We start from the raw sequence: 25,566 nt of genomic DNA on the forward strand, positions 1-25,566 counted from the left end.
GCCAGTCGCCGCGCCCCCTTGACCCCGGGCTCCGGCCTGCTTCACCGCCGCTTCGCGGTTCCTTCGCTACTTCAGGATTTCTCACGGAACGGCGGGACGCGCCATCCCTGGCGCGAACCCGCCTCTTCGCGACATCCCTGTCGCTCGTCCTGAAATCCCTCATCCGCTCAGCGGCTCTGACGGCCTCCCCACCCCCTCGCTGTTATCTCTTCTTTTTATGTTGGGTTCGCTGTCGCTGTGAGTTTGGAATTGCCTCTGACTTTCGGCTCAGCAAACAGAATGGCATTCAACTCGCCCGCTGTTATTTCTGCTTTTATGTTGAGTGCTTTTTCGCTGTAGTTTTTTTGGGATTGCCTCTGACTTTTGGCTCAGCAGACCGAATGTTATTCAACCCACCCGCTGTTATCTCATCTTGTTATGTCGGGTACTTTATCGCTGTATTTTTTTGGGATTGCCTCTGACTTTTGGCTCAGCACACAGAATGGCATTCAACCCTACCCGCTGTTATCTCGTTTTCAGGTAACTAAGATTGTTGCGGTGAACTTCAGGAATTGAGACTGGCTTTCAGACCACCAGAAAACTGTGCACCAAAGAAAACATAAAGAAATCACAGGCGGGGGTTTCCCAGAGGCGTCCGAAGCGCTGAGGAACAACCGTAGGCCAGGATGAGCCGACAGGACGTCGGCGAAAGGACGGTACGAGCCAGGGATGGCGAGTCCGGACGGTCCGTCGGCCGCAGGGCGTGACGAAGGCACCCCGCACAGCGGGGCGCGCAGGCAGCCGGACGCCGGGATTGTTAAGGGGCGGGCGTCCGCCCCTTGACGCGTCCGCCTGCTCAGGCAACCTGAAACTCCCCATCGCCTGGCGGGCGGAACCCGCTCAGTATTAGCCCGCTGCTAAGCGAATGAAACCTTCTCAGCCCCGTTCGCGCAGCGAACAAAAAGGCAGGCGGGCCGCTACCCGCCTCTGCCCACGCTCAGATCAGCGCCCCACTATCATATTGGCCACCAGATACTTCTGTCCCTGGTCATCCTCTTCGGTGTAAACGCCCTGCAGCTCTGGTGAGAAGCCAGGCAGCAGATTAAGCCCCTCTTCCAGCGCCAGGAAGTAACGCTGCACCGCGCCGCCCCAGACTTCCCCCGGGACGACGCACAGCACACCCGGTGGATAAGGCAGTGCACCTTCCGCGGCAACCCGGCCTTGCGCTTCGGCTATCGGCACCAGCTCCACTTCGCCGCGAATATAAGCCTGATGCGCATCCTGCGGATTCACCCTGACCGGCGGGAACTCCGCGGCGCGGAACATCAGGCGCTGCAGATCCTTGACGTTGTGACTGACGTAAAGGTCGTGCATCTCCTGACAGAGGCGACGCAGGGTATACCCGGCATAGCGTTCGGCATTTTTGCGGTAAATGGTCGGCAGCACTTCGGCCAGCGGCGCATCCTCTTTGACGTGCTGTTCGAACTGCGCCAGCATCGCCACCAGATTCGCCATCTTCTCCGGACTCTCTGCCGGGGTCAGCAGGAACAGGATTGAGTTGAGATCGCACTTCTCCGGCACAATGCCGTTTTCGCGCAGATAGTTCGCCAGAATGGTCGCCGGAATCCCGAAATCACTATACTCACCGCTGGCCGCATCAATCCCCGGCGTGGTCAGCAACAGCTTGCAGGGATCCACCCGATACTGATCGCGCGCATAACCCGCGAAACCGTGCCACTTCGCCTGCGGTTCAAAGCTGAAGTAGCGCAGATCGCGGGCGATCGTCTCAGTGGGCGCATCCTGCCAGCGCTGGCCATCCACCGTCTCCGGCACAAACGGCAGGATCATCTCACAGCGATCCAGGATCGATTTACGCGCCTCAATACCCAGCGTGACGCACTCATCCCACATGCGACGCCCCGCTTCGCCCTGATGCATTCTGGCGTTGATATCCAGCGCGGCAAACAGCGGATAAAACGGACTGGTGGATGCGTGCAGCATAAAAGCGTTATTCAGTCGCTTATGCGGGCAGAAGCGGCGCTGTCCGCGAATATGATTATCTTTTTTATGGATCTGCGAAGTCTGCGAAAAACCTGCCAGCTGCTTATGCACTGACTGCGTGACAAAAATGCCGGGATCGTTCTCATTCAGTTGCAGGGTCAGCGGCGAACAGCCTTCCATCAGTGGAATGAACTGCTCATAGCCCAGCCACGCGGAATCAAACAGGATGTAATCACACAGATGGCCGATGCGATCCACTACCTGGCGCGCGTTGTAGACCGTGCCGTCGTAGGTGCCCAGCTGGATGATCGCCAGACGGAAAGGCCGCTCTTCAGCCGCGCGCTGCGGAGCCACGGCCGCGATCTGCTCGCGCAGATAAGCCTCATCAAAACAGTGCGCGTCAATGCCGCCAATAAAGCCGAAAGGATTGCGCGTCGCTTCAAGATAAACCGGGGTCGCGCCCGCCTGAATCAGCGCGCCATGATGGTTCGACTTGTGATTGTTGCGGTCGAACAGCACCAGATCGCCACGCGTCAGCAGCGCATTGGTCACCACTTTGTTGGCACTTGAGGTGCCGTTGAGCACAAAGTAGGTTTTATCGGCGTTAAACACCTTTGCCGCATACTTCTGCGCATCTTTAGCCGAGCCTTCGTGGATCAGCAGATCGCCCAGTTTGACGTCGGCATTGCACATATCAGAGCGGAAAACATTCTCGCCGTAGAAGTCATAAAACTGTTTGCCCGCCGGATGCTTTTTAAAGAAAGCACCGCCCTGATGTCCGGGACAGGCAAAGGTGCTGTTCTGCATATCGACATAGCGGGTCAGCGTCTCGAAGAAAGGGGGCAGCAGCGCCGCTTCATACGCCTGCGCAGCCGCTTCCAGCGCGATCCACTCCTGAGGATCGCCATTCAGCTCACCGCTGACGCCGGGCAGGTGCATCACCTCTTCTTCAAACGCGTTAGCGACAAACACCGGCAGATTAAAGCCGGTATGACGCAGCAGCGCCAGCACGCCGCTACGGGTATCCGCCAGCGAGACGACAACCGCCGCCACATCAGTGAAGTCGGTGTTATCCAGCGTCACCACGTCTCGCGCAGTGTTCAGGGTCAGACTGGGCGCCACAGCGGCGCTGGCAGCAATTTTCAGTGGAGTCATAACAGAATCCCTAACGTCAGGGAGGAAGTGCCAGAGGCACAATTATGGGGACAGTGCCCCGGCGAATACTTAACAGTCAGAAGGCGTTACGCAGCCCGTGGAGAGCAGATCCATAGCCGCTGCCCGGCAGGCCTCACCGCATGGTGAATAACGGAGATATCGGAAAAGAGGATAACCCGGTGAGCGCCGGAAAAAGCGAACGGTAATCCGGGCGGATGCGCGGTGAACCGGACATGGCGACGTCCTCTGTGGCAAAGAAGCAGGGTCAAAAAGTGGCGGTCATGATGTCATCTTTTTCAGGCATGGACAACCCGAACCAGGTAATTATTCAGTCACCCTCTTCGCATGTAACAACATGATTTTTATAGTCTATTTATCATAAAAAATTCATAATGCGACTAATTATCTGAATTATATGCAGATTTATGCACTTAACTCACTGCCGCTGTCAGCGTGCTTTTCCGCTCGTGTTGTCTCCATTGCCTGCAGACGCGACCATTGCCCTACCGCATTGCATCTGCCAGGCGTAAACTGATCTTCTCTTTCCCACTCTGCCGGAGGCTGCATGTTCAAGGCACTGGTCATTGAAAATGACGAACAAGGTTACCGTTCCCTGCTGAAAGATCTCCCCGAATCTCAACTGCCTGACCACGATGTTACGCTCGACGTCAGCTACTCATCCCTGAACTACAAAGATGCCCTGGCTATCTGTAACAAAGGCCCGATTGTGCGCCACTTCCCGATGGTGCCAGGTATCGATTTTGTTGGCCGGGTGACGGCCAGCCGCCATCCCGACTGGAAAGAGGATGATGTGGCGCTGCTGACGGGCTGGGGCGTGGGCGAAAAACAGTGGGGCGGCCTGGCACAGAAAGCCAGCGTCAGTGGCGACTGGCTGGTGCGCCCGCCCGCCACGCTGAGTCCGCTGCAAACCATGGCAATCGGTACGGCGGGACTGACCGCAATGCTCTGCGTGATGGCGCTGGAAAAACAGGGCATTACACCTGAACAGGGGCCGGTACTGGTAACCGGTGCCAGTGGCGGCGTCGGCAGCTATAGCGTCAGCCTGCTGGCGCGTCTGGGTTATCAGGTGATCGCTTCCAGCGGGCGCACCAGCGACCATGCCTATCTGATTGATACGCTGGGCGCGGCATCGGTCATTGACCGTGAAGAACTCTCCCAACCCGGCAAGCCACTGGCAAAAGAGCGCTGGGCCGCCGCGATAGACAGCGTAGGCAGTCACACCCTGGCGAATGTGCTGGCCGCCACCCAGCGCGACGGCGCGGTTGCCGCCTGTGGTATGGCGCAGGGACTCGACCTGCCAGCCAGCGTCGCACCCTTTATTTTGCGTGGCGTTACGCTGGCCGGTGTCGATAGCGTGATGTGTCCGAAGCCGCTTCGTCAGCAGGCGTGGCAACGACTCGGTGAGCTGATGGATAGCGAACGGCTCAGTAAGCTGAGCCGGGTGATCCCGCTAAGTGAAGCCAGAGAAGGTGCGCAGGCATTGCTGGATGGTAAAGTGCAGGGTCGTCTGATTGTCGACTGCCGCTAAGCCTGTTTAAAGGCGCGTTTCGCGCCTTTAACGATCGGCTCGCTGCAGCCGTTTTATAAGTCCTTCCAGCGCGAACTGTGTCCCCTGCTCCATCACCGATTTCGGATCGCCGCTGAACTGATGGCACTCCGCTTCGTCTCTGCCGTCGGGCAATACCCAGCCAAACCAGATGGTGCCCGCCGGTGTACCATCTTCGCCGCCATCCGGTCCGGCATAGCCGGTAATGGATAATCCCACCGGCTCGCCGGAGCGGGCGCAGGCGCCCTGCACCATCTCCCGCGCCGTCTGTTCGCTCACCGCCGTATGCTGTTTCAGCGTGTCAGGGCGCACCCCCAGCAGACGGATTTTGGCATTTTCGCTGTAGGTCACAAAGCCGCTGGTATAAAAGTCTCCGCTGTTTTCCACCGCGGCCAGCGTCATGCTGATCAGCCCGGCGGTACAGGATTCGGCGGTCGCCAGATGAAGTCCGGAAGAGAGTAAAATATTCCCCAGTTGCTCAGCGGTCTGATCTAATGATTTTGCCATTATGGTCTCCTTGAATCTGTCCGGAACTCCAGGTATAGCGCAAAATCAGCGAATAAAACCGCGCAAGGCAATGTTTTTAAAGCGAAACGGTCTAAATACGCAGCTGGATATGCGGCTGTCCACTCCCGGTATGCGCCACTACCTGCAGATCGGCCTGGTACCAGCGCGTCAGCGTCGATTCCGTCATCACCGTCTGCGGCGAGCCTTGTGCCACCAGTCGGCCTGCGTGCAGCAGCAGTATGCGATCGGCCCATAATGAGGCCTGATTAAGGTCATGTAACACGGTACAGACGGTGAGATCTCCTGCGCGCGTAAGCTGGCGTAGTAAACGCAGGGTTTGCTGTTGCCAGAAGAGATCCAGCGCCGAAGTCGGCTCATCCAGAAACAGCCAGCCGCGTGGCCTTCCCTCATGCCAGAGCTGTGCCAGCACCCGCGCCAGCTGCACCCGTTGTTGTTCACCGCCAGAGAGCTGGCGGTAATCGCGCTGCGCCAGCCCTTCACAACCGGTCAGCCGCATAACCTCAGCCACAATCTGCGACGTCTGCGCCTCCGGCCAGGGCGCACGGCCCATCGCCACGACCGACTGCGCCGACTGCGCAAAGGTCAGGTTGTTCTGCTGGCGCATCACTGCCCGGCGTCGTGCCAGCTGCTCACGCGGCCATGCCGTCAGCCGTCGATCGCCCAGCCAGCACTCGCCCCGATCGGGCGACAGAAATCCCGTCAGCATCCGCAGTAGCGTCGACTTACCCGCGCCGTTGGGGCCAATCAGCGCCACCAGCTCGCCACCTGACAGCGTGACGTCGAGATTATCGATAACGGTTTTGCCGCCGCGCGCGAGACACAATCCCCTGGCCTGTAAAATGTCCATCACTCCAGCCCTCGCTGTTGACGCAGAATCAGCCAGAGAAACCACGGACCGCCAATCAGGCTGGTCAGCAGCCCCACCGGCATCTCTGCCGGAACCACCAGAGTGCGCGCCAGCGTATCGGCCAGCAGCAGCAGAATCGCCCCCGCCAGCGCTGAGCCGGGCAGCAGCCAGCGATGATCGCCGCCAAGGCAAAAACGCATCACGTGTGGCACCACCAGTCCGACGAAGCCGATCACGCCGCTGACCGAGACCGCCGTACCGACCAGCAACGCACTGAGGATCAGCAGCTGATGCTGAGTACGCTTCACATCAACGCCCATGTAGTGCGCATCCTCTTCGCCCGCCTGCAGCAGGTTAAGGTGGCGGGCGCGAGTCTGTAAAAGCAGCAAGGCTGGCAGAATCAGCAGCAGGCAGATCAGCAGTGCAGGCCACTGTGCCTGGCTGAGGCTTCCCATGCCCCATAACGACAGCTGGCGCAGCTGCTGGTCGTTGCTCAGCCATGACAGCACGCCTACCGCCGCCCCGCACAACGCATTAATCGCAATGCCGACCAGCAACAGCCGCGAAAGATTGCCGCGCGCCAGCCGACTGAAACTGAAGATCAGCAGTGTAACCAGCAGACTGCCGATAAACGCGGCGATCATCGGTAGCCACAATGCCAGCGGTGCTGGCAACGCCAGCGGAATAATGATTGCCAGCGCCACCGCCAGTCCCGCCCCGCTGCTGATCCCCAGCAGACCGGGATCGGCCAGTGGGTTACGAAAAACACCCTGCATCACTGCGCCAGAGACTGCCAGCGCCATGCCCATCACCACCGCCAGCAGCACGCGCGGCAGACGGATATCCAGCCAGATCTGCCAGATAAGATCGCTGAGCGGTGCCTGCCACAGCGCCCGCACTGAAAGCGACATCGCCCCCAGATTTGCCGCCAGCACCATCGCCACCAGCAGGAAGATCAGCATCAGCACCAGGCCACGCAGCGCATTATCCTTAATCATGGTTCAGCGATTCCGCCGCCTGACGCAATTTCACGATTGCCCGCGGCGTATCAAGGCCAAACCCCAGCAGTGCCATGGTGTCGATCACCAGCAGACGATGCTGCTGCCCGGCAGGCGTCAGCGCCAGACCCGGTAACTGCCACAGCTGCGCTTCGCCGCCCAGGGTTTTCAGGCCATCCTCGCCTATTACCACCAGATCCGGCGCGGCGGCGATCACCCCTTCCTGCGACAGTGCCTGATAGTGCGGCACCGAGCCCATAGCATTCTCCAGCCCGGCGCTGCGAATGGCGCCATCGGCCGCAGTCTGATTTCCCGCCGCCATCGACTTCATGCCGCTGTTCGCCATGATGTAGAGCACTTTTACCGGCAGCGGTTGCTGCGGCAACTGGCGAATCTGCTGCGTCATTTGCTGCGCCAGTGCCTGAGCTTCGCTTTCACGCTGCAGCGCCTGGCCCACAGTGATAATTTTCTGAGGAATCGCCTGCAGGCTGCTGTCGCCGCTGACCGTGACCACCCTGACGCCCGCGCGGGCAATCTGTTGCAGCACCAGCGACGGTTGCGCCTGCGCGCTGGCGATCACCAGCGTCGGTTTCAGTGCCAGAATGCCTTCGGCGTTGAGCTGGCGCATATAACCCACGTCCGGCAGTCGGGCGGCCTGCGCCGGACGCAGACTGGTGCTGTCGCGCGCCACCAGCTGTGACTGGGCATCCAGCGCATAGATAATCTGAGTGACGTCACCACCAATCGACACCACCCGCTCCGCCGCCAGTGATGGCAGCGTCATCAGCAGCCATAACAGCATCGCTCTTTTCATGCCGCCGCTCCCGGCGTGCGGAGTGCGCCAATCTGCTCGCGCCAGCGTGACTGCTCTGGCGTACCTTCCGTGCGCTGACCGTAGAGCTGGGCTATCTGCGTGCCGTCGGCGGCGAACAGTTCCAGGCTGGTAACAAAGCCATCGCCCGTTGGCTTGCGTGTTACCCAGCTTTCGCTGATCTGATCAGCCATCAGATGCAGGGTGAACTTCGGATTGAAGATGTTGAGCCAGTTTTCCACTGGCTGCAGCTTCTCTACCCTTCCGGTGAAAATCTGAGTACAGCCACGGTTGCCGACAAAAATCATAATTTCATTGCCCGCCTGCTGTGCCATCTGTAGCAGGCGCTCAAGCGCGTCGTTGCCGGTCTGCCAGGCGAGATCCTCACCCACCGCGCGAAAGGCCTGCGGCCGTGACACCTGGTGGCGCTTCAGCAACGCGAAAAACTGATGAACATCGGTCATGGCGCGCCATTCACGGTCGATGGCGGTGGCATCAATCGCCTCCGTCAGGGGAGCAGCGGCAACCGGCTCAACCACGAGCGGCGTCGCCACGGCGTCGGTAAAGTCGGCGATCAGCGTCTGCCACACTGCCATGCTGGTCTGCTCCGTGGCGTAAACTTTCAGCACCGCATCGCCATGACGATCAAAAATCTGAATGCTGTGACGAACGCCCTGCCCGGTCGGCTCCTGCAGAGCAAAGGCGCTGCACCACTGACCGACGAACAGGCGCAGATCGAGCGCACGGGGATTAAGCACCAGGCCACCATGTGCGCCAATCTGCACATTGTGGTATTCACCCAGATGTTCATGTACCGCATAAGCGTTACGGGTAATGTTTTTGGTTTCGCCGACTGCGCCCAGTGCCTTCAGCAACGCCGGAAAATCGCGTTTCAGCGCCACGGCATCAACGCCGATGCGCGCTTCACACAATTCCGCTTCGCTGATGCCGATCAGCGCGGCCAGGTCGCGGGCATATTTGTTCGGTTGTTCACCTTTAAGGACAAGATAGTGCTGATAAATCAGGTTCATGACTCAGGCTCTCTTAGTAGTGCCCTGCATCAGCGCAGGGCGACGGCTATCAAAAATCGACGTTAACACCTAACTGGAAAGTACGGCCCGGCATCACGGCCAGTGCCTGATCGTTGCGCTCCTGCTGAGTGGCGCTGGTCAGTTCACGGCTGCTGAGGTAATCCCGGTATTTGCGATCGGTTATGTTGTAAAGCCCGCCACTCAGCCTGACGTTGTGCGCGACACGCCAGTAAGCGGTCATATCCACCATGCCATAACCCGGCACCCGCATGTAATCGGTGCTGGAGTCGGCCAGGCTGCTGCCGTTGTTAGCGAAGCTTTCGCGGTTAGTCGCGCTGGCTTGCTTACCTTTGACAAAGGTAGCGGTAACGGCGGCACCGTAGCCGCGCGCCTCATCATCCCAGGCGAGTCCGACGATCGCTTTCATCGGGGCAACACTCTCAAGGTCGATGTAGCGGTCACCAAGGTAGCTCGACTTTGCCGCACCCTGCGTGTAACCAAACGCCAGATTGGCGCTCAGACCTTCGACCTCGCTGAACCAGCTGCCGAAGTTCACTTTACTGCTGATTTCAGCCCCGTAGATGTAGGCTTTATCGCGGTTCTCCGCCTGATAGGTGGTGTAAATGTTGGCGGGCACATTGACGAACTGACCCGGATTAGCCGCCCGGCTGTAGCGGGTAAAGGCAATAAAGTTTTTATAGTCGTTATAAAAAGCGGCAGCGTTAAGCGTGACGCCTTTTGCCACCTCTCCTTTTACACCCCACTCGTAGTTGTTGCTGGTTTCGGTTTTCAGATCTGCATTACCAATCAGCGCATACTGCGCGGTGCCGGCATAGCTGGAGCCAAGGTTCCATGAACCATAAAGCTGGGTATCGTTGGGGAACTGCGCGCCACGGGTATATTGCAGATAAGTCATCAGCTTCGGTGTCAGATCGTACTGGAAGGCGATCGACGGCAATACCTGCGTGTCGCTGTTTGGCGATCCATAGAGCGCTGAAACTTCGCTGGCGTCGAGCACGCTACTGTTCGTGGTCAGCGTCGCCACATCACGCGGTCGGGTGTTCTGATAGGCCACGCGCGCGCCCGGCACGATGGCCGCCCGATGTCCGTCAGCATCGAAGCTGATGGTATCCTGCAGATAACCACCCACGGTGTAGCTGCGACTGTTAGCCTGCGGCTGCATGATCGCAGTAAAAGTACTGGCTGGCGGTGACTGACGGAAAGGTCGCTCAGTATCCACCAGGCGCGCATTCAGCCCGGCACTCAGTTCATGTCGCCCGACGCTTTTAAGCGCGCGGGTGTCAAAACCGAAGCTGTCGCTGTTGTAATCGGAATAGACGGTTTGCCTGGCGGTGGCACTCGACGGCATGCGGGTGTTGTCATGCGCCTGGGTCTGCTGCCAGTAAATGCGGGTCGTCAGGCTGTCGATCAGGTCATTGTAAGGGGTGTACTCATCCGCCAGGCTGATGCCCCAGCGGCGGGTATCACTCTGCTGCTGTGCCGTCCCCCAGACTGTATTGCCTGAAGTGCTCCAGCTGTCGTAATGGCTGTGGTGGGTTTTGTGATAGTAATCGACCGTCGCGCTGAGCTTGTGAGCATCATTGGGCTGCCAGATGCCGGAGGTCATAAAGGCGTCGGAGTGCCAGTTAGCGGGATACGCATCCAGCGTATCGCTGTTGTTACGGGTCTGATGTCCGTCACGGCGGCTGTAAACAAAGATGCCGCGCAGCTCATCGTCACCGGCAGCGGCGGTGATGCCGTTATGCCAGCTGCGACTGGATGAGTCATAGTCGCTCTGATAACTGAACGCGGTCGCTTTTCCGGGATGCAGGTAATCGTCGGGAGACTTATTACGGAACGAGACGTTGCCGCCAATCGAGGTGTTCGGCTGTTCCACTGCTGTGGCGCCCTTCTCAATCTCAATACGGCCAAACATATAAGGATCGATGTAATCGCGGCCAATGCCAAAGCTGTCGAGACCTGCGCGTCCTACATAGCTGCGGCCAGTGGCCTGCGGCAACGGAATGCCGTCCACATCCAGACCGACGCGGTTGCTCTCGAGGCCACGAATGTTGTAGCCGGTATAACCGGCCCGATCAAAACCGCTCTTACCGGCTGATGAACCGCCACGGGTACCGGTAGCACTGATCAGCGGTTCATAGCGCATGATCGATCCAAAGTCAGTGGCACCACGCTGTTGCAGATCGCTGGCAGAGAGCGAGGTTTTACTGCCTGCCGTTTTTTTGATTTCCGGTGCTGTCACCGTCATTACCGGTTCGGCACTGCTGCCATAGCGGTCAGAAAGGGCTAGCGTGGCAGATTCACTGCCCGCAGCATAAGTGCAGGTGGTATTGATGAAGGTGGCGAGCAACGCCAGTTGAGTCAGACGCGGTTGCGTCAATCTCCGAAAACGTGGTGACATAGGCGCGAATTACCTGATTAATTGTTAGTATTCGCTCACTTGCTTGCTGGCAACAGTAAAACGGCTCCGCATAAAAGCCGTGAAAAGTCAGAACATCATGCTGGTGTAGTAATTATCGCCCGGAATTTAATGCAACTGATAATCATTATCAATCTTATTTACATTTAGATATAAACCACAGCGCACAAATTGTTAACCCGAATGCATTGGCATTTATCAACACGTAAAGGAATAGAGTTATGGCGCAAAAACCTGTGGTTGTTATTCACTACTGTATGCAATGCAACTGGCTGATGCGGTCAGCGTGGATGGCACAGGAACTTCTGCATACGTTCGCTGAGGATCTGGCGGAGGTGACGCTGAAACCGGGCACCGGCGGTATCTTTGAGATTACGCTGGATGAGCATCTGCTGTGGGAACGTAAGCGGGATGGTGGCTTCCCGGATGCGACCACGCTGAAACAGCGTGTGCGGGACATCTGCTTCCCGGATCGTACGCTGGGCCACATCGACAAACACAAAACTGAAGTCAGCTAACTCCGCGATTAGCTGAGGGTGATTTTTTCTGCCGCGTCGTGCAGCGCCTTAATCAGCGTCTGCAGCGCGGCTTCTGAGATATCTTCCTGCGCAAGCCGCCGGTTCAGCGCGACCTTCAGCCCATGAATCGCCTGCTCAACAGCAGGAATGCTGCGGTTATTGACCAGAATTGCCAGCGTAGAGAGCCGTGTAATCAGGCTGGTGACCGTTTCACGATTCTCTGCCAGCTGCGCTTCTCCCGCTGCCGTCAGGCGGTAGGCTTTACGCGTTGCCTGCGCATCCACCACCTGAATCGCCTCCATCTCTTCCAGCAGCGTCAGATTGGGGTAAATGATCCCCGGACTGGGCGAATACTCTCCCTTTGACAGCTCCTCAACAGACTTGATCAGCTCATAGCCATGCGCGGCATTCTGCGCCAGGAAATGGAGCATCAGCAGGCGAATCTCACTCGCTTCCAGCATCTTTTCACGTCGCTTGCGCCGTCCGCTGCAACTTCCTGCGCGCGCATTCTGATCGTCAGATGAAGTGGAAGTCGGATGCTGTTTCATGGTCTGCCCTGCTGCGAAAAAAGTGGGATTGATGGTAGTGCGCCGCCTGGCAAAACTCAATTGCCTTAGCGGCTTACTTCTGGTGCCAGTAGGCCACCGCCCGCACGAAGTCACTGTTGAGGCCGCGCTGCACCGTAAAGTAGTCACACAGCGCTTTAACAAACTCACCTTCGCCGGTCAGCCAGACAAAGTAATCTTCCGTCGGGATAGTGATCTGATCCAGCCGGGCAATCAGCTGGCTGAGCTGCGCTTTCTGCATCTGGCCGCTGCCGAGCCAGTTTGTCGTCACATCAGCCGTATCAGATAAATAGTCGCGGCCCGTCGCTTCATCGGTAAAAGCATAGAGATGCAGCGCCTGCGCCCGGGCGTCACGCTGACGGCGCGCAAAAGCCGGCAGCCCGGTTTCATCACAGACATAGAGCTGGAATGCGTAATCGGTCGGCACCACCAGCGAACCGCGTGGGCCGCCGACAATCAACCGATCGCCAGGCTGCGCCTGAGTTGCCCAGTCACTGGCTACGCCCTGCTCATGAATATAGAAATCGAGGGTCAGTGAAGATTCACCATCGAATTCCAGCGGTGTGTAATCACGCGCCTGCGGACGCAGCCCTTCGGGCCAGACAATCCCCGCATCGGTGATTTGTGGCAGAGCCAGTGTGGCTCCTTCAGCGGAAGGGAAGAAAACCTTAATGTGGTCATCAAAGCCTGGCGACGTAAAGCCCGCCAGATCGCTGCCGCTGAACCGGATGCGCCAGAATTTACCGGCAATGTTAGTTTTACTCGCGACCTGAATATGACGGAAACGCAATTCATTACGGACGCGCTGTGGTACACGCTGATCGGCTGATACAGGCAAAATTTCTCTCCTGAAACGGGATGGATGCCCGTGACTCAAGGGCATGCTGACAATCATGGAATAACAATCATTCTCATCTGAAGTGCCAAGATTAGCTATGATATATCTTCACTGCAAGAACGAAAAATGCGATCCAGCGGCTTAAGATATATTTTATGCCTGTACGGGTGTGCGTAGTGCAGACGAAGAGCGGCCCTGATAAGAGCGTTCAGTGAGAGGTAAGCAGCAGGTGCGGGGTGTTTACGGGTCAGGCAGAGAAGGCGGAAACTGTCCGGCTCCTGACGAGCCGGGCATGATGTTGCGCCGCACATTCTGGCAGCGCGTGACCACTTACAGTGTGTCGTTGAATCCTGAGAGGGAAGGATTGCTGCTGGAGTGTTCCGGCAGCTCACCATCACCCAGAATTTCATGCTGGGTGGCCTGAGAGTGCGGATGCAGTCCGGCAGGAGGTGAAAAAGGTTCAGCCTGTTGTGCCATCGCCATGACAGGCAATGCCAGGATCAGTGAAATCATTAAGCGTCGCATAGTTGTCTTCGTTTGTTTTTTTGACCAGAAAAGGCCTGAAATGCAGGTAAATATTCCAGCCCTGGCACAGATGCACGATGATTCAGGCATGGCAGGGTTTCGGGAGAGGATTTTACGCCAGAACGGCGAGTTATTTTATAAAATCGTGCGGTTTGTCACGGTTTACCGCACGAATTATGCATTAACAGGGTCGGGAGCCACACACCCTGCCCTGCTGGCTACGCCTGCATCACCGGAATAGAAAAAACGCCGCTCAGCCAGTCGGGCTTACAGTGCGCAAAATCGAGACGCAGCAGATCTTTACCCGGACGACGTGACACACCCAGTGCTGGCAGATGCTGATAGTAGATATCCTCGATAAAGCGTGTCAGCTGCTCCGGGCTGCCGCTCCAGCGGATCGACGCATAGAGTCCACGAACCTCGCTCCAGCTGGCGGTGTTGTCACCCAGCAGCCCGGCATGTTGCGGCTCCAGCGCCTGAAACAGGCTGATATTTTGCTGATCAGCAGAGCTATGGCCGGGGCCATACTGAAAGCCTAACCAGCCCTGCGACACGCGGCCGCCCGCCAGCGCCACCAGTTGCCGCGCCTGTTCAGCCACCCGGTGATCGCGATCGGCAATGTAATCGCCAAACTTACACTCCCACTCCAGCGTTTCTCCGCACAGATGCAGCTCTTCCTCACGCTCCACCAGCGTTGCACGCTCTGCCAGCGATCGCACCAGAATGCGGCCATGGAAGTTTTTAACCGGCAAATGGGGAATACGGCGAAACGCGCCAGGCGTCAGCGAAAAGTGACCTTTGAATACCCGGGTAAAATTTTGCTGGTTATCAAAACCAAAACGTACGGCGATATCGATCAGCGTCATGCGGGTCAGACGCAGCGCCATAGCGGCCATCGTCAGACGCCGTTTACGGGTGTAAGCCGCCAGGGTCTGTCCGGTCATCTCCTTAAACATGCGCTGCATGTGCCATTTGGAATAACCTGACTTGAGGGTAATCTGATCGATATTAAGATCGTCGGTGAGATTGGCTTCAATCCACTCGACCAGATCGTTGATGTGCTGTTTTTTAATGGCCTGACTGAGCATGATGGCGATTTACGACGCGGGTTAGGACTGGGATTTCAGTTACAAAAGGATAACAAAAATCGCAAATCGGTGTAAGGAAAGGGTAAGCATTGCGCGTCCGTTCAGGGCGTTTCCGCATTAATTGCTTAGGTTACTAACTAAAAAAGGCTGACTGTCGTCAGCCTTCTGATTATTGATAAAAACTGCGCCGGATAGCTGTAAGATGGAGCCTGCGACAACTAATGACTGCGCATTCCGGCCGCTGTCATCATCATGCGGAACAGCGAGGCGACAACGCCCAGCGCCAGTACGCTGGCGGCATAGATAAACACCAGCCACATCACACGCTTCCACCATGGCGCTTTCGTTTCTTGATTGTGATTGTGGTCTTTCATGCTGCTGAGGCTTTTCATATCAATGATATCCTGCGTCTGCTTTGATTTTTCCACGGAACACGTAGTAGCTCCAGAAGGTGTAGCCCAGGATCATCGGGATAATCAGCAGGCTACCCACCAGCATAAAGGCCTGGCTCTGCGGCGGTGAGGCGGCAGCCCAGATGGTCACTGATGGCGGAATAATGTTTGGCCAGATACTGATGCCCAGCCCGGAGAAGCCCAGGAAGATCAGCGCCAGCGTCAGCAGGAACGGTGAATAGTGCGCCTCGCGTTTAATGGCGCGCACAATGCCCCACGAACAGAGCAGCACCAATACCGGAACCGGCAGGAACAGGAACAGGTTGGGTTTGCTGAACCAGCGATGCGCGATATCCGCATGCGCAAACGGTGTCCACAGGCTGATGATGCCGATAATCACTAACAGCGCAATCACCAGCGGCGTAGCCAGCGCAGACATTTTACGGTGCAACTCATTCTCGGTCTTCATGATAAGCCAGGTGCAGCCCAGCAACGCGTAGGCAACAACCAGACCCACGCCGCAGAACAGCGGGAACGGTGCCAGCCAGTCCATTGCGGAACCGGCAAAACGGCGTCCCTCAACCGGAATACCATCCAGCAACGCACCCACGGCCACACCCTGACTGAAGGTGGCGATGACTGAACCGGCAATAAACGACTTATCCCAGAACGCCCGATGGCCTTCTACCGCCTTGAAACGGAACTCAAAGGCGACACCACGGAAAATCAGGCCAATCAGCATAGCGGTCAGCGGAATCGACAGCGCATCGGCAATCACCGCATAGGCCAGCGGGAACGCGCCGAACAGGCCAGCGCCACCCAGAACCAGCCAGGTTTCATTTCCGTCCCAGACCGGCGCGACGGTGTTAACCATCATGTCGCGCTCGCCAGCATCTTTATTGAACGGGAACAGCAGACCAATACCCAGGTCGAAGCCATCCATCACGATATACATCAGGGTTGCGAAAACGATAATCGCAAACCAGATAACGGAATAATCGATCATCTTAGTGGTCTCCATCCTTAAAGGTGGCAGCGGAAAGCGGACGCGCCGGGGTTTTCTTCTGACCAGGACCACCCTCTTCGGTGATATGGCCTTCGCCGGTAACCGGTCCCTGCTTAATCAGACGCATCATGTAGTGATACCCCACGCCGAACACCGAGCTGTAGACCAGAATAAAGGCCAGCAGGCTGATGCTCATGTGCATATCCCCATGTGCCGAGACCGCATCAATCGTGCGCTGCACGCCATAGACCACCCACGGCTGACGACCGATTTCAGTGGTAAACCAGCCTGCCAGAATCGCAATCAGACCCGACGGCCCCATCAATAGCGCAAACCACAGGAAAGGACGCGACTCATAGAGACGCCCTTTGAAACGCAGCCACAGGCTGACCACGCCCAGCGTAATCATCAGCAGGCCCAGCGCCACCATCACGCGGAAGGACCAGAAGATGACCGTTGAATTAGGCCGGTCCTCTTTCGGGAAGGACTTCAGCGCCGGGACCTGCTTGTCCAGGCTATGCGTCAGAATCAGGCTGCCAAGATAAGGCACCTCCAGCGCATATTTGGTACGTTCCTGCTCCATGTCGGGGATGCCGAACAGGATCAGCGGTGTGGCTTCACCCGGTGGGTTTTCCCAGTGCCCTTCAATCGCCGCGATTTTGGCAGGCTGGTGTTCCAGCGTATTCAGACCATGAGCATCACCAATCATCGCCTGAATCGGCGCGACAATCAGCGCCATCCACAACGCCATTGAGAACATTTTGCGGATAGCGGGATTGTTATTCCCCTTCAGCAGATGCCAGGCCGCCGACGATCCCACAAAGAAAGCACTCGCCAGGAACGCCGCTACGGACATATGGAACAGGCGATAAGGGAATGAGGGGTTAAAGACGATTTTGAACCAGTCCTGCGGAACCACGATGCCATTCTGGATGATGTAGCCCTGAGGCGTATGCATCCAGCTGTTAGAGGCCAGGATCCAGAAGGTGGAAATCAGCGTACCGAGGGCGACCATGCAGGTGGCAAAGAAGTGCAGCCCGGGACCCACGCGATTCCAGCCAAACAGCATCACGCCCAGGAAGCCCGCTTCCAGGAAGAACGCCGTCAGTACTTCATAGGTCAGCAGCGGCCCGGTAATACTGCCAGCAAACTCCGAGAAGCCGCTCCAGTTCGTCCCGAACTGATAAGCCATGACCAGTCCTGATACCACACCCATGCCGAAGTTAACGGCAAAGATTTTCGACCAGAAGTGGTAGAGATCGCGATAGGTGTGATCGCGGGTTTTGAGCCACATACCTTCGAGCACGGCCAGAAAACTGGCGAGACCGATGGTGATGGCGGGAAAGATAATATGGAAGGAAACAGTAAATGCGAACTGAATCCTGGCCAGATGAAAGGCATCTAATCCGAACATTGCTTACCTCTTTGCCACATAGAACACCATGTATTTACTTATAATTAACAACTTAAGCCTGATGCGCCTGGTTCTCTGCGCTTATTGAAATTCCCGCCGCAAATTTAAAACTATTCGCGGCGAGGAAATAGAAACAGTGGGGTTAATGAAAACTATAACAGTCTTTATTGATTCTGATCATTGTTTTTGACGGGAATTATTTATTTAAAAATAAGGCCTAAAGGTTAATCAGAGCGTGTTTATGTGTCGTTAATGTTACGGTAATTTGTACTTTAAAAATCGATAGCGCTAAAGCGAACCTTGCCTGAAAAATGCCTTCAACAGGCTGTTTTCAGGCACTATTTTGTTATAAACCCTGATTGAGTAAAGGTCAAATTTTAGAGCCTCCAAATTAAATACCCTTATTTTTTAACAGGTTAAAAGAGTAAATAGTTACCTCTGCCGCTTTGTTTGCTTTTTTGCTTTTGCCTGGCTAATGCAGCTATAACTTCTGACAGAAAAAACGCAGAACGGCGCTTTTAAGCGCCATCAGAGATGTTAATAAAATGAGTCAAAAAGAAGGTATGAATTAACAGCGCGCTGCGGGTAGTCGATTATTCCGGGCCAGAGATTCATAAAACGATTTAATAACCAGCAACCGTGCGAAAAGATCGACTGGATTATTTTCGCTGCCGTTACGTTATCGCGCTTTCAGGAAGTGAGATGACAGACAAATGGGGTCAGAAATTTTGCAGCGAGTATACCCATGCCGTCACGTTATGACGGCTGATACAGGGTGATTTTACTCTGCCGCAGATTTTTCGCGCTGTGCCAGAATCCGGCTCAGGTTCAGCTCCAGCCAGTCAGCCAGCCCCACAACCTGTTCACCGACTTCGCGTCCAAGCGGGGTTAAGCGATATTCCACGTGCGGTGGCACCACATCGTAGGCGATACGCTGCACGAAGCCATCTTCTTCCAGGTAGCGCAGATTCTGCGCCAGCATCCGCTCGCTGACGCCACCGACCGTCCGGCGCAACACGCTGAAGCGCAGCGTCTGGTCCTGCAGGGCCAGCAGAATTAATACGCTCCAGCGGCTGGTTACGCGTTTCAGCACGTCACGTGACGGGCAGTTGACGTTGAGCAATTCGCCGCGGATAAATTTTTCACTAATTTTTTCAGACATTTAACTTATCCACCTCAAACTAACAATTCTGTAAGTACTTACTAAAAATTAGTTTATACACTAGTCTGAATTTCACCAACAGCCACAGGAGTATTAACATGATTGCAGTTACAGGTGCCACCGGCCAGCTGGGCCGTTTCGTGATTGATGCATTACTGAAAAAAGTCCCGGCGGGAGAAATTATTGCCGCCGTCCGTACGCCTGCCAAAGCGGCCGATCTCGCAGCGCTGGGCGTCATTGTCCGTCAGGCCGATTATGGTCAGCCAGAGACGCTGGAGGCCGCTTTTGCAGGCGTGGATAAGCTGCTACTGATCTCCGGTAGTGAAGTGGGCCAGCGTGAAGCGCAGCATAAAGCCGTCATTGAGGCTGCTCGGGCGGCGGGCGTGGGCTTTATCGCTTACACCAGCCTGCTGCATGCGGATACCTCGCCGCTGGGCCTGGGCGTTGAACACCGCGCAACAGAAGCGCTGCTGAAAGCCTCTGGCATCCCGTTCGCCCTGCTGCGTAACGGCTGGTACAGCGAGAACTACGCAGCGAGCATCCCACCGGCGCTGGCGCATCATGCGTTTATTGGCGCAGCAGGCGAAGGTCGTATCGCCTCGGCAGCGCGTCAGGATTACGCCGAAGCGGCGGCAGAAGTAATGACCCGTGAGGATCAGGCGGGCAAAGTGTATGAACTGGCAGGTGATGACAGCTACACGCTGGCGCAGTTTGCTACGGAGATTGCCGCACAGAGCGGTGAAAAGGTTGATTACGTCAATCTCTCTCAGAGTGAGTTTGCGGCGGCGCTGAAAAACGCAGGCCTGCCAGAAGGTCTGGCGGAAATGCTGGCGGATTCTGATGCCGGTGCAGAGAAAGGCGGTTTGTTCGATGACTCCCGTCAGCTGAGCCAGCTCATCGGTCGCCCCACCACCACCTGGCAGGCGGTCATTCGCGCGGCACTGGCAAATCGTTAATTCTGTCATTCATGAGCGGGCAATCGGGTCCGCTCACCTCACTCTCCTGCCGAATTCCCGTTGGGTATGCCACTTTCTGCACTCTTTGCGGCTGCGGTTTCTTTTACAAAATGTGAATAAACGCCAGTTTTCTTCAGGTTAAATTTTTTTATTCAGGTCGCTAAGAGATTCATCTGAAATGCGTTTTTTGTGAACAGCGTTATATTTGGTTGAATTGTCTGGAATTTATCCAAAAACCTCGATTAATCGACAATATTTATTACGTTCATAGATATTCTGCATTGTTGTTCCGGGGGAGGAGAGGTCTATAATTTGTCCTTTGTGCAACCACGCCCGCTCAGGAGGCCGTTATTAATACCCATCGCCAGCAACAAAATGCACTTGAAGAGGTTCGTGCCGGGGCGGAAGTTGAGTATCAATACGATCCCCATGAACTGAAGCTGGATCGCATGCAGGATTCTGAACCGGAGCCGGAGCTGATTGAAGGCTTGCCGGCGCCGGATGCGCTGACCCCTGCCGATCGTTATCTGGAACTGTTTGAACATGTTCAGATGTCGCGGATTTTCGAGGACAGCAAAACCTTCCCCGACTGTTCGCCCAAGTACGATCCGCTGGATGTGCTGATGCGCTATCGTCGACAGAAACGCAGCAGTGATTTTGACCTGTCGCGTTTTGTCGCCGATCACTTTTATCTGCCTGGCGTAAACGAAAGCTTTTATGTCTCCAACCCGGATAAAACGCTCAATGAGCATATCGACGACCTGTGGCCGGTTCTGACCAAAATGCCGCAGCAGCATATGCCGCACTCATCGCTGCTGCCGTTACCCAAACCCTATGTGGTGCCGGGCGGACGTTTTGGCGAAACCTACTACTGGGACTCTTACTTCACCATGCTCGGCCTGGCAGAATCGGGCCGCGACGATCTGCTGCGTCACATGGCGGATAACTTTGCCTGGCTGATCGATAACTACGGTCATGTGCCAAACGGCAACCGTACCTATTATCTCAGCCGCTCGCAGCCGCCGGTGTTTGCCCTGATGGTTGAGCTGTTCGAAGAAGATGGCGTGCGCGGTGCTAAGCGCTATCAGGAACAGCTGATGAAGGAGTATCAGTTCTGGATGGACGGTGCCGGTTCACTGATGCCGAACCAGGCTTATCGTCACGTAGTGCGGATGCCAAACGGCTCACTGCTGAACCGCTACTGGGATGACCGCGATACGCCGCGCGATGAGTCGTGGATCGAAGATGTGGAAACCGCCCGCGAATCGAAACGTCCGGCCAGCGAAGTGTATCGTGACCTGCGTGCCGGAGCGGAATCGGGCTGGGATTACTCCTCGCGCTGGCTGCGTAACCCGAAACGGCTGTCGAGCATCCGTACCACTCAGTTTATTCCTATCGATCTGAACTCGTTCCTGTACAAGCTGGAGCTGATGATCGCCACCCTGTCGCACGCAAAAGGCGAAGAGCTGACCGCGCTGGCCTGGCAGAAAAAAGCGGAAGCGCGCAAGCGTGCGATTACCCGTTATCTCTGGGACAGCACCGCCGGTGTGTTCCGTGACTACGACTGGCGTCGGGAGCGTTTCGGTGCCTTTACCGTCGCCTCCGTGGTTCCGCTGTTTGTCGGTCTTGCGACGCCGCATCAGGCGCACCTGCAATCGATCTCGCTGCGCCATCTGCTATTGAGCAACGGCGGCCTGCTGACCTCAATGGTGGAAAGCGGTGAGCAGTGGGATCGACCCAACGGCTGGGCACCGATGCAGTGGATGGCGGTTGTTGGCCTGAATAATTACGGTGAAGAGACGCTGGCGACTGAAGTGGCAGTGAACTGGCTCAACACGGTCAACAACTTCTATCAGTTGCACCATAAGCTGGTAGAGAAGTATGACATCAGCGGCGAGCGCGCCCGCCCAGGCGGTGGTGGTGAGTATCCGTTACAGGATGGATTCGGCTGGACTAACGGCGTTACACGTAAGCTGATGACGATGTATGGGCATTTAATGGCTGACTGAGTATCGCAGCCGGTAAACCTTTAAAACGCAAAAAGCCGGGTTATCCCGGCTTTTTCATGTTTCATGCAGGCTATTCAGCGCTACTTCTTCGCTTCAGTACCTGGTTGTGACGCACGTTGCAGGAACTGCTGTGTCACTTCAGGCAGGTGCTGCAGCAGCCACTCCGCCATCGCCACTTCCTGATCGCGGATCTCATTCAGTATGCGCACGCCCTGCGCATCACCGACCTGCTCAGCCGCGGCGATCAGGCTGGTGTAGCTGGCGATCTCGGCATTTTCGAATACATAGCCACTGATAGCGCCCTTCACCACTTCATCTGAGTTAAACATGCCGCCCACGGCCTGGCCGGTGGCTGCCATTTTGCCCATCGCATCTTTCATTACAGAGTGATCGATACCGTGGCTGTCGAGCAGCTGTTCCAGCAGAGTCAGCTGATGTTTAGTTTCATCGAGATGTTGCGCCAGACGCTGTTCCAGCGCCGGATAGTGTTCAAGACGACCTGACATCTTGCTCAGCATGCTTTCTGCTTGTTTTTCCATCGCATGCGCATCGCGCAGCCAGTCGTGATAATGTTCAATCGCAGTCATGTGTTGCTCCTTAAGAGACGGTAATAGACTCAGCTACCGAGGTGAGCTTCTCATCCGTTTGCTTCTCTTCATTCAGGGTTTCTTCCAGCAGCTGTGCGGCTTTGGTGTAACCCAGCTTCAGCGCCAGCGCATGCAGCGTACCGTAGGTGGCAATCTCATAATGCTCAACTTTCTGCGCCGCACCGATCAGCCCCTGATCGCGAATCTCGCCCTTCTCGACCGAGTCGATAATTTCCTGCGCTTCTTCAACCAGACCTTCCAGCGCATGACATTTCATTCGTTTGATTTTGACTTCAGGTGTTACTTCCACCAGTTCGTCGAGTCGTTCAATCTGAGCACGGGTCTCTTCCAGATGCTGATTAAACGCAGCGATAAGATTTTCGTCACTGGCTGCACGCGCCATTTTAGGCAATGCACGGGTTATCTGCTTCTCAGCGCTGTATACATCGGATAAGTCATGGATGAACAGATCGTTTAACGTTTTCACTGTCATAAGATAGCCTCATTGATTAAAAAGCTGCGTCTGTAATAACGCAGCGCCAGTCATATCGTTGACACCTGAAAAGTCTAGTGGAGATTCTTAATATCGCACGCTGCATCAGTATGAATTTAAGACAAAAGTGGCATGTAAAATGCATTTTCCTTTTTACAGCAAAGATTTAGCTGAATAATGTTTTTATCGTTGCCGCTTCGTTAGCTGCGCTGGATTTTGTACAAAGTAATAAATCGTTGTATACATTTTTTAAGATTAACTGCATAAAAAAGTACCAGTCAAAAACTTACCTGTACAAAGTTCTATTTAACCGTATAGCTTTAATCGATCGGAAATAAAAAACCGGAAGGGTAAACCCTTCCGGTTCAATTAACAGCTCCCGCCATTGCCAATGATGGAGCAATGACATAATTCAGGGTGTAATTATCTTCACGAGGAACTAAACAGATTCAAAATGCCCGGCTAACAGAGTAACCCTGCCGTCACAGCAGTGTTAAAGACGTTCAGCTCCGGCGGCTAACCTTACCTCCCTTGCGCCCCGCTTCAATGGCACGTTCAGGATCGTTCTTGAAGTTACCGCCGCTTTTCTGGCCTCCTTTGCGTCCTGCTTCAGCAGCACGCTCTTTGTCGGCCGCAAAATTCCCGGCCCCACCGCGATATTGAGTCATATGCGTCCTCTTTGAATTTTAAAAATTGGAATTTGCACAGTTAACGCTTCATCAGGCCGATTCAGCAACATAAATGTAGACAGAAAATCGGACCGATCAAGTGAGATAAATAAAAAACCCGTCACAGTTCTGGCTTAATGATCGTACTACCCTCAACCGAAATGATAACGGATTCCAACCATCGCTCTTTTCAATTCATAAAAGAGCCGCGGCATGAAAAATCTTTATAACGAAAATCGCCGCGCCCTATTAATCGATCATTTTCAAAAAAAGTCCAATTGAAAAAAATATAAGCGAAGCGGTAAATAGATAGATTAATCAACATCAGGTAGTGAAGATGATCAACAAACGATCAATTTCCCCAAGCGAAGCGCTAAATAGAAATCTGAAACCCTGCTTTTACGTCAAAAATAAGCGAAGCGTGACGCATTGATGGCACCAGTTAAAAATAGCCGGAATCGATCAATAAACGATCAATTCTGCTGATTTAATGAAAATTTTTATTAAAAAGAGAGGTCAGATTTAGCGATGAAATTTGAATCTAAGCGAAGCGGATGAATTTCTGCTTCCTGAGGGCAAAAAACAGGTTTTCGGAATAGTACTAAAAAGCATTTTCTGCGGGGATACGCATAAATTTTGCATGCCTGCGAAAAGGGGAATTCAACGTTATGAATGAGATGGCGCAAAGCCATGAGGGGGAGCTTGTGCGTTAATGGCAGGCAAAACATATGCCCTGTTCAGCAGAGTCAGAGGGAGTCGGGAAAAGTGGAATCAAAAGCGACACCGCGCTTGCCATTTTTCTTGATGCGGTACATCGCTTCATCAGCACGCTGCAGTGCAGTATCAAAGTCATCTTTGTCCTGCGCCTGAGACACACCGACAGACGCCCCAATGAGGGCATGCCCGTTTGCCATATCAAAAGGTGTCATTACCGCGTCAAGACAGGCGTGCGCCAGTTTCTTTACCCGCGGATGGTTCAGCGCCCAGGGTATTAACAATACAAACTCGTCGCCGCCCAGTCGGCCAATGATCACTTCTGCCGGAGAGAGTTCCGTAAACCGCTGACTTAACTGGATGAGGACTTCATCTCCGCTACGGTGCCCCAGGGTGTCGTTGACGTGTTTGAAGTTATCCAGGTCAATAAAGACCACGCAGAGCGGACCCTGAGCTTTCATTTCACAGAAATAATTCTGCAGAGCATGACGATTGTTGAGCAGCGTAAGGGGATCGTGCAGCGCCAGCAGGGCGAGCTGCTCCTCATATTGCTTCTCTTTGGTCATATCGATGTGAGTGCCGATCACTTTAACCGGCTCTCCGTACGCATTCCATTCGCTGACCCGGCCCCGATCCAGCACCCACGTAATGCTGCCATTTTTGGCGATCATGCGGTGCAGAGCCTCGTAATAAGGCGCTTTCCCGGCGATGTGGTCGTTGAATGCCTGTAGAACGTCGGCGGCATCATCGGGATGCAGGCTCTCTTTCCAGGATTCAAAGTTGGCGTCGGTCTCTTTCGGCTGGAAGCCCAGCATCGCCCCCCAGCGCCGGTTGAAGATCACCAGTTTGCCGCTGGGAATATCCAGCTGCCACAGGAACAACCCGGTACCATCCAGCGCCGCATTGAGTTTTGTGCGGGCGTCATGCGCTATACGCTTCAGACGCGCATTGTGCTTTTTGAGGTTCTGTATCTGCAGACGCAGCGCTTCTTCTGACATAACCGTGTGAGAGGAGGAAAAAGGGGTATTGTGCCTGTCAGGCTGATTCTGTAAAGGGTGGCTTATAAAACACGATTAGCCGCGGTCAATTGCAGGCTGGACAGGATATCAGGCGGTGCCAGTCTGGCAATGCAGCACAGAGGCAAACCTGGCAATTGGTTTCGCCATGAAATCTGTTTGTGTTGCTACAGGGTTGAGAAGTGGAATGGGCGCGGGAGAGGCGAAATTCGGAATGTTCGGGAATGGCGGGAGTCTGTCGAACCTTCGATAACGGG

23 protein-coding genes are annotated in these 25,566 nt (G+C 55.2%); 4 read left to right on the forward strand and 19 right to left on the reverse strand.

All coding sequences use genetic code 11. The annotated features are described in order from the left end of the window. Positions 1-981 precede the first annotated feature (981 nt). A complete protein-coding gene (locus AFL22_RS12550) occupies positions 982-3,135 on the reverse strand; it encodes an ornithine decarboxylase (protein ID WP_052271521.1) in 2,154 nt (717 codons plus the stop codon). Positions 3,136-3,700: 565 nt separating this feature from the next. Between AFL22_RS12550 and AFL22_RS12555 the strand changes: the two genes are divergently transcribed. Beyond that, positions 3,701-4,684, forward strand: a complete 984-nt coding sequence (locus tag AFL22_RS12555; RefSeq protein WP_050679660.1) for an MDR family oxidoreductase — start codon at positions 3,701-3,703, stop codon at positions 4,682-4,684. A 27-nt stretch (positions 4,685-4,711) separates the two neighbouring features. On the opposite strand, the gene AFL22_RS12560 is transcribed toward AFL22_RS12555, so the two are convergent. The 6 genes from AFL22_RS12560 to AFL22_RS12585 form a co-directional block, all read right to left on the reverse strand. Continuing rightward, positions 4,712-5,209, reverse strand: coding sequence for a CinA family protein (locus AFL22_RS12560; RefSeq protein ID WP_010671076.1), 498 nt, complete (start codon positions 5,207-5,209; stop codon positions 4,712-4,714). 91 nt (positions 5,210-5,300) lie between these two features. Continuing rightward, a complete protein-coding gene (locus AFL22_RS12565; RefSeq protein WP_082239209.1) occupies positions 5,301-6,077 on the reverse strand; it encodes a heme ABC transporter ATP-binding protein in 777 nt (258 codons plus the stop codon). After that, positions 6,077-7,075: an iron ABC transporter permease gene (locus tag AFL22_RS12570; RefSeq protein ID WP_010671078.1), complete on the reverse strand. Its 999-nt coding sequence runs from the start codon at positions 7,073-7,075 to the stop codon at positions 6,077-6,079. The genes AFL22_RS12565 and AFL22_RS12570 overlap by 1 nt, the downstream gene beginning before the upstream one ends. Then, positions 7,068-7,889, reverse strand: coding sequence for a hemin ABC transporter substrate-binding protein (locus AFL22_RS12575; protein ID WP_033772557.1), 822 nt, complete (start codon positions 7,887-7,889; stop codon positions 7,068-7,070). Before AFL22_RS12575 ends, AFL22_RS12570 begins: the two co-directional genes overlap by 8 nt. Next, positions 7,886-8,917, reverse strand: coding sequence for a hemin-degrading factor (locus AFL22_RS12580; RefSeq protein WP_052271523.1), 1,032 nt, complete (start codon positions 8,915-8,917; stop codon positions 7,886-7,888). The genes AFL22_RS12575 and AFL22_RS12580 overlap by 4 nt, the downstream gene beginning before the upstream one ends. A gap of 49 nt (positions 8,918-8,966) precedes the next feature. Further along, the gene (locus tag AFL22_RS12585) at positions 8,967-11,339 is read right to left on the reverse strand and encodes a TonB-dependent receptor (RefSeq protein ID WP_052271524.1); all 2,373 of its coding nucleotides are present in this window, start codon (positions 11,337-11,339) and stop codon (positions 8,967-8,969) included. Between the two features lie 239 nt (positions 11,340-11,578). On the opposite strand from AFL22_RS12585, the gene AFL22_RS12590 reads away from it, so the two are divergent. After that, on the forward strand, positions 11,579-11,875 hold the full coding sequence (locus tag AFL22_RS12590) for a SelT/SelW/SelH family protein (protein ID WP_010248912.1): 297 nt from the start codon (positions 11,579-11,581) through the stop codon (positions 11,873-11,875). 8 nt (positions 11,876-11,883) lie between these two features. Here the strand turns inward: AFL22_RS12590 and AFL22_RS12595 are convergent, their stop codons facing one another. The 8 genes from AFL22_RS12595 to AFL22_RS12625 all read right to left on the reverse strand — a co-directional run bounded on the left by AFL22_RS12595 (position 11,884) and on the right by AFL22_RS12625 (position 18,866). Then, positions 11,884-12,423: a PadR family transcriptional regulator gene (locus AFL22_RS12595; protein WP_052271525.1), complete on the reverse strand. Its 540-nt coding sequence runs from the start codon at positions 12,421-12,423 to the stop codon at positions 11,884-11,886. A gap of 73 nt (positions 12,424-12,496) precedes the next feature. Continuing rightward, on the reverse strand, positions 12,497-13,279 hold the full coding sequence (locus AFL22_RS12600; RefSeq protein ID WP_022623856.1) for a siderophore-interacting protein: 783 nt from the start codon (positions 13,277-13,279) through the stop codon (positions 12,497-12,499). 330 nt (positions 13,280-13,609) lie between these two features. Further along, on the reverse strand, positions 13,610-13,804 hold the full coding sequence (locus AFL22_RS12605; protein ID WP_052271526.1) for a hypothetical protein: 195 nt from the start codon (positions 13,802-13,804) through the stop codon (positions 13,610-13,612). 218 nt (positions 13,805-14,022) lie between these two features. Next, positions 14,023-14,892 carry a helix-turn-helix domain-containing protein gene (locus tag AFL22_RS12610; protein ID WP_010248922.1) on the reverse strand — a complete coding sequence of 290 codons (870 nt, stop codon included), beginning with the start codon at positions 14,890-14,892 and terminating at the stop codon, positions 14,023-14,025. A 218-nt stretch (positions 14,893-15,110) separates the two neighbouring features. Beyond that, complete coding sequence (locus AFL22_RS23450) at positions 15,111-15,284, reverse strand: DUF2474 domain-containing protein (RefSeq protein ID WP_064689978.1); 174 nt, start codon at positions 15,282-15,284, stop codon at positions 15,111-15,113. A gap of 1 nt (position 15,285) precedes the next feature. Next, the gene (gene cydB / locus AFL22_RS12615; RefSeq protein WP_010248926.1) at positions 15,286-16,290 is read right to left on the reverse strand and encodes a cytochrome d ubiquinol oxidase subunit II; all 1,005 of its coding nucleotides are present in this window, start codon (positions 16,288-16,290) and stop codon (positions 15,286-15,288) included. Between the two features lies 1 nt (position 16,291). Continuing rightward, complete coding sequence (locus tag AFL22_RS12620; RefSeq protein WP_010671087.1) at positions 16,292-17,704, reverse strand: cytochrome ubiquinol oxidase subunit I; 1,413 nt, start codon at positions 17,702-17,704, stop codon at positions 16,292-16,294. 781 nt (positions 17,705-18,485) lie between these two features. Beyond that, positions 18,486-18,866 (reverse strand): helix-turn-helix domain-containing protein, encoded by a 381-nt coding sequence (locus tag AFL22_RS12625; protein WP_052271527.1) that lies wholly within the window; start codon positions 18,864-18,866, stop codon positions 18,486-18,488. 98 nt (positions 18,867-18,964) lie between these two features. Between AFL22_RS12625 and AFL22_RS12630 the strand changes: the two genes are divergently transcribed. After that, entirely contained in the window at positions 18,965-19,822 is an 858-nt protein-coding gene (locus AFL22_RS12630) for an SDR family oxidoreductase (protein ID WP_052271528.1), read from the forward strand. A gap of 350 nt (positions 19,823-20,172) precedes the next feature. After that, positions 20,173-21,831, forward strand: coding sequence for an alpha,alpha-trehalase TreF (gene treF, locus AFL22_RS12635; protein WP_045139632.1), 1,659 nt, complete (start codon positions 20,173-20,175; stop codon positions 21,829-21,831). Between the two features lie 80 nt (positions 21,832-21,911). Here treF and AFL22_RS12640 read toward each other — a convergent pair whose 3' ends face one another. From AFL22_RS12640 to AFL22_RS12655, 4 genes are all read right to left on the reverse strand, one after another. Then, the gene (locus tag AFL22_RS12640; RefSeq protein WP_033758779.1) at positions 21,912-22,418 is read right to left on the reverse strand and encodes a DUF892 family protein; all 507 of its coding nucleotides are present in this window, start codon (positions 22,416-22,418) and stop codon (positions 21,912-21,914) included. 10 nt (positions 22,419-22,428) lie between these two features. Further along, positions 22,429-22,911, reverse strand: a complete 483-nt coding sequence (locus tag AFL22_RS12645; RefSeq protein WP_033758778.1) for a DUF892 family protein — start codon at positions 22,909-22,911, stop codon at positions 22,429-22,431. A gap of 503 nt (positions 22,912-23,414) precedes the next feature. Continuing rightward, positions 23,415-23,579, reverse strand: a complete 165-nt coding sequence (locus AFL22_RS12650; RefSeq protein ID WP_004571242.1) for a general stress protein — start codon at positions 23,577-23,579, stop codon at positions 23,415-23,417. A gap of 746 nt (positions 23,580-24,325) precedes the next feature. Continuing rightward, positions 24,326-25,291: a sensor domain-containing diguanylate cyclase gene (locus AFL22_RS12655; protein ID WP_052271529.1), complete on the reverse strand. Its 966-nt coding sequence runs from the start codon at positions 25,289-25,291 to the stop codon at positions 24,326-24,328. Between the last annotated feature and the right edge of the window lie 275 nt (positions 25,292-25,566).

The organism is Pantoea sp. CFSAN033090 (assembly GCF_001264395.1).
Taxonomy (GTDB): domain Bacteria; phylum Pseudomonadota; class Gammaproteobacteria; order Enterobacterales; family Enterobacteriaceae; genus Pantoea; species Pantoea agglomerans.

Excerpts from the sequence above, each read along its gene's own strand:
- AFL22_RS12550 (WP_052271521.1), bottom strand. The coding sequence starts at position 3,135 with ATGACTCCACTGAAAATTGCTGCCAGCGCCGCTGTGGCGCCCAGTCTG.
- AFL22_RS12555 (WP_050679660.1), top strand. The coding sequence starts at position 3,701 with ATGTTCAAGGCACTGGTCATTGAAAATGACGAACAAGGTTACCGTTCC.
- AFL22_RS12560 (WP_010671076.1), bottom strand. The coding sequence starts at position 5,209 with ATGGCAAAATCATTAGATCAGACCGCTGAGCAACTGGGGAATATTTTA.
- AFL22_RS12565 (WP_082239209.1), bottom strand. The coding sequence starts at position 6,077 with ATGGACATTTTACAGGCCAGGGGATTGTGTCTCGCGCGCGGCGGCAAA.
- AFL22_RS12570 (WP_010671078.1), bottom strand. The coding sequence starts at position 7,075 with ATGATTAAGGATAATGCGCTGCGTGGCCTGGTGCTGATGCTGATCTTC.
- AFL22_RS12575 (WP_033772557.1), bottom strand. The coding sequence starts at position 7,889 with ATGAAAAGAGCGATGCTGTTATGGCTGCTGATGACGCTGCCATCACTG.
- AFL22_RS12580 (WP_052271523.1), bottom strand. The coding sequence starts at position 8,917 with ATGAACCTGATTTATCAGCACTATCTTGTCCTTAAAGGTGAACAACCG.
- AFL22_RS12585 (WP_052271524.1), bottom strand. The coding sequence starts at position 11,339 with ATGTCACCACGTTTTCGGAGATTGACGCAACCGCGTCTGACTCAACTG.
- AFL22_RS12590 (WP_010248912.1), top strand. The coding sequence starts at position 11,579 with ATGGCGCAAAAACCTGTGGTTGTTATTCACTACTGTATGCAATGCAAC.
- AFL22_RS12595 (WP_052271525.1), bottom strand. The coding sequence starts at position 12,423 with ATGAAACAGCATCCGACTTCCACTTCATCTGACGATCAGAATGCGCGC.
- AFL22_RS12605 (WP_052271526.1), bottom strand. The coding sequence starts at position 13,804 with ATGCGACGCTTAATGATTTCACTGATCCTGGCATTGCCTGTCATGGCG.
- AFL22_RS12610 (WP_010248922.1), bottom strand. The coding sequence starts at position 14,892 with ATGCTCAGTCAGGCCATTAAAAAACAGCACATCAACGATCTGGTCGAG.
- AFL22_RS23450 (WP_064689978.1), bottom strand. The coding sequence starts at position 15,284 with ATGAAAAGCCTCAGCAGCATGAAAGACCACAATCACAATCAAGAAACG.
- cydB (WP_010248926.1), bottom strand. The coding sequence starts at position 16,290 with ATGATCGATTATTCCGTTATCTGGTTTGCGATTATCGTTTTCGCAACC.
- AFL22_RS12620 (WP_010671087.1), bottom strand. The coding sequence starts at position 17,704 with ATGTTCGGATTAGATGCCTTTCATCTGGCCAGGATTCAGTTCGCATTT.
- AFL22_RS12625 (WP_052271527.1), bottom strand. The coding sequence starts at position 18,866 with ATGTCTGAAAAAATTAGTGAAAAATTTATCCGCGGCGAATTGCTCAAC.
- AFL22_RS12630 (WP_052271528.1), top strand. The coding sequence starts at position 18,965 with ATGATTGCAGTTACAGGTGCCACCGGCCAGCTGGGCCGTTTCGTGATT.
- AFL22_RS12640 (WP_033758779.1), bottom strand. The coding sequence starts at position 22,418 with ATGACTGCGATTGAACATTATCACGACTGGCTGCGCGATGCGCATGCG.
- AFL22_RS12645 (WP_033758778.1), bottom strand. The coding sequence starts at position 22,911 with ATGACAGTGAAAACGTTAAACGATCTGTTCATCCATGACTTATCCGAT.
- AFL22_RS12650 (WP_004571242.1), bottom strand. The coding sequence starts at position 23,579 with ATGACTCAATATCGCGGTGGGGCCGGGAATTTTGCGGCCGACAAAGAG.
- AFL22_RS12655 (WP_052271529.1), bottom strand. The coding sequence starts at position 25,291 with ATGTCAGAAGAAGCGCTGCGTCTGCAGATACAGAACCTCAAAAAGCAC.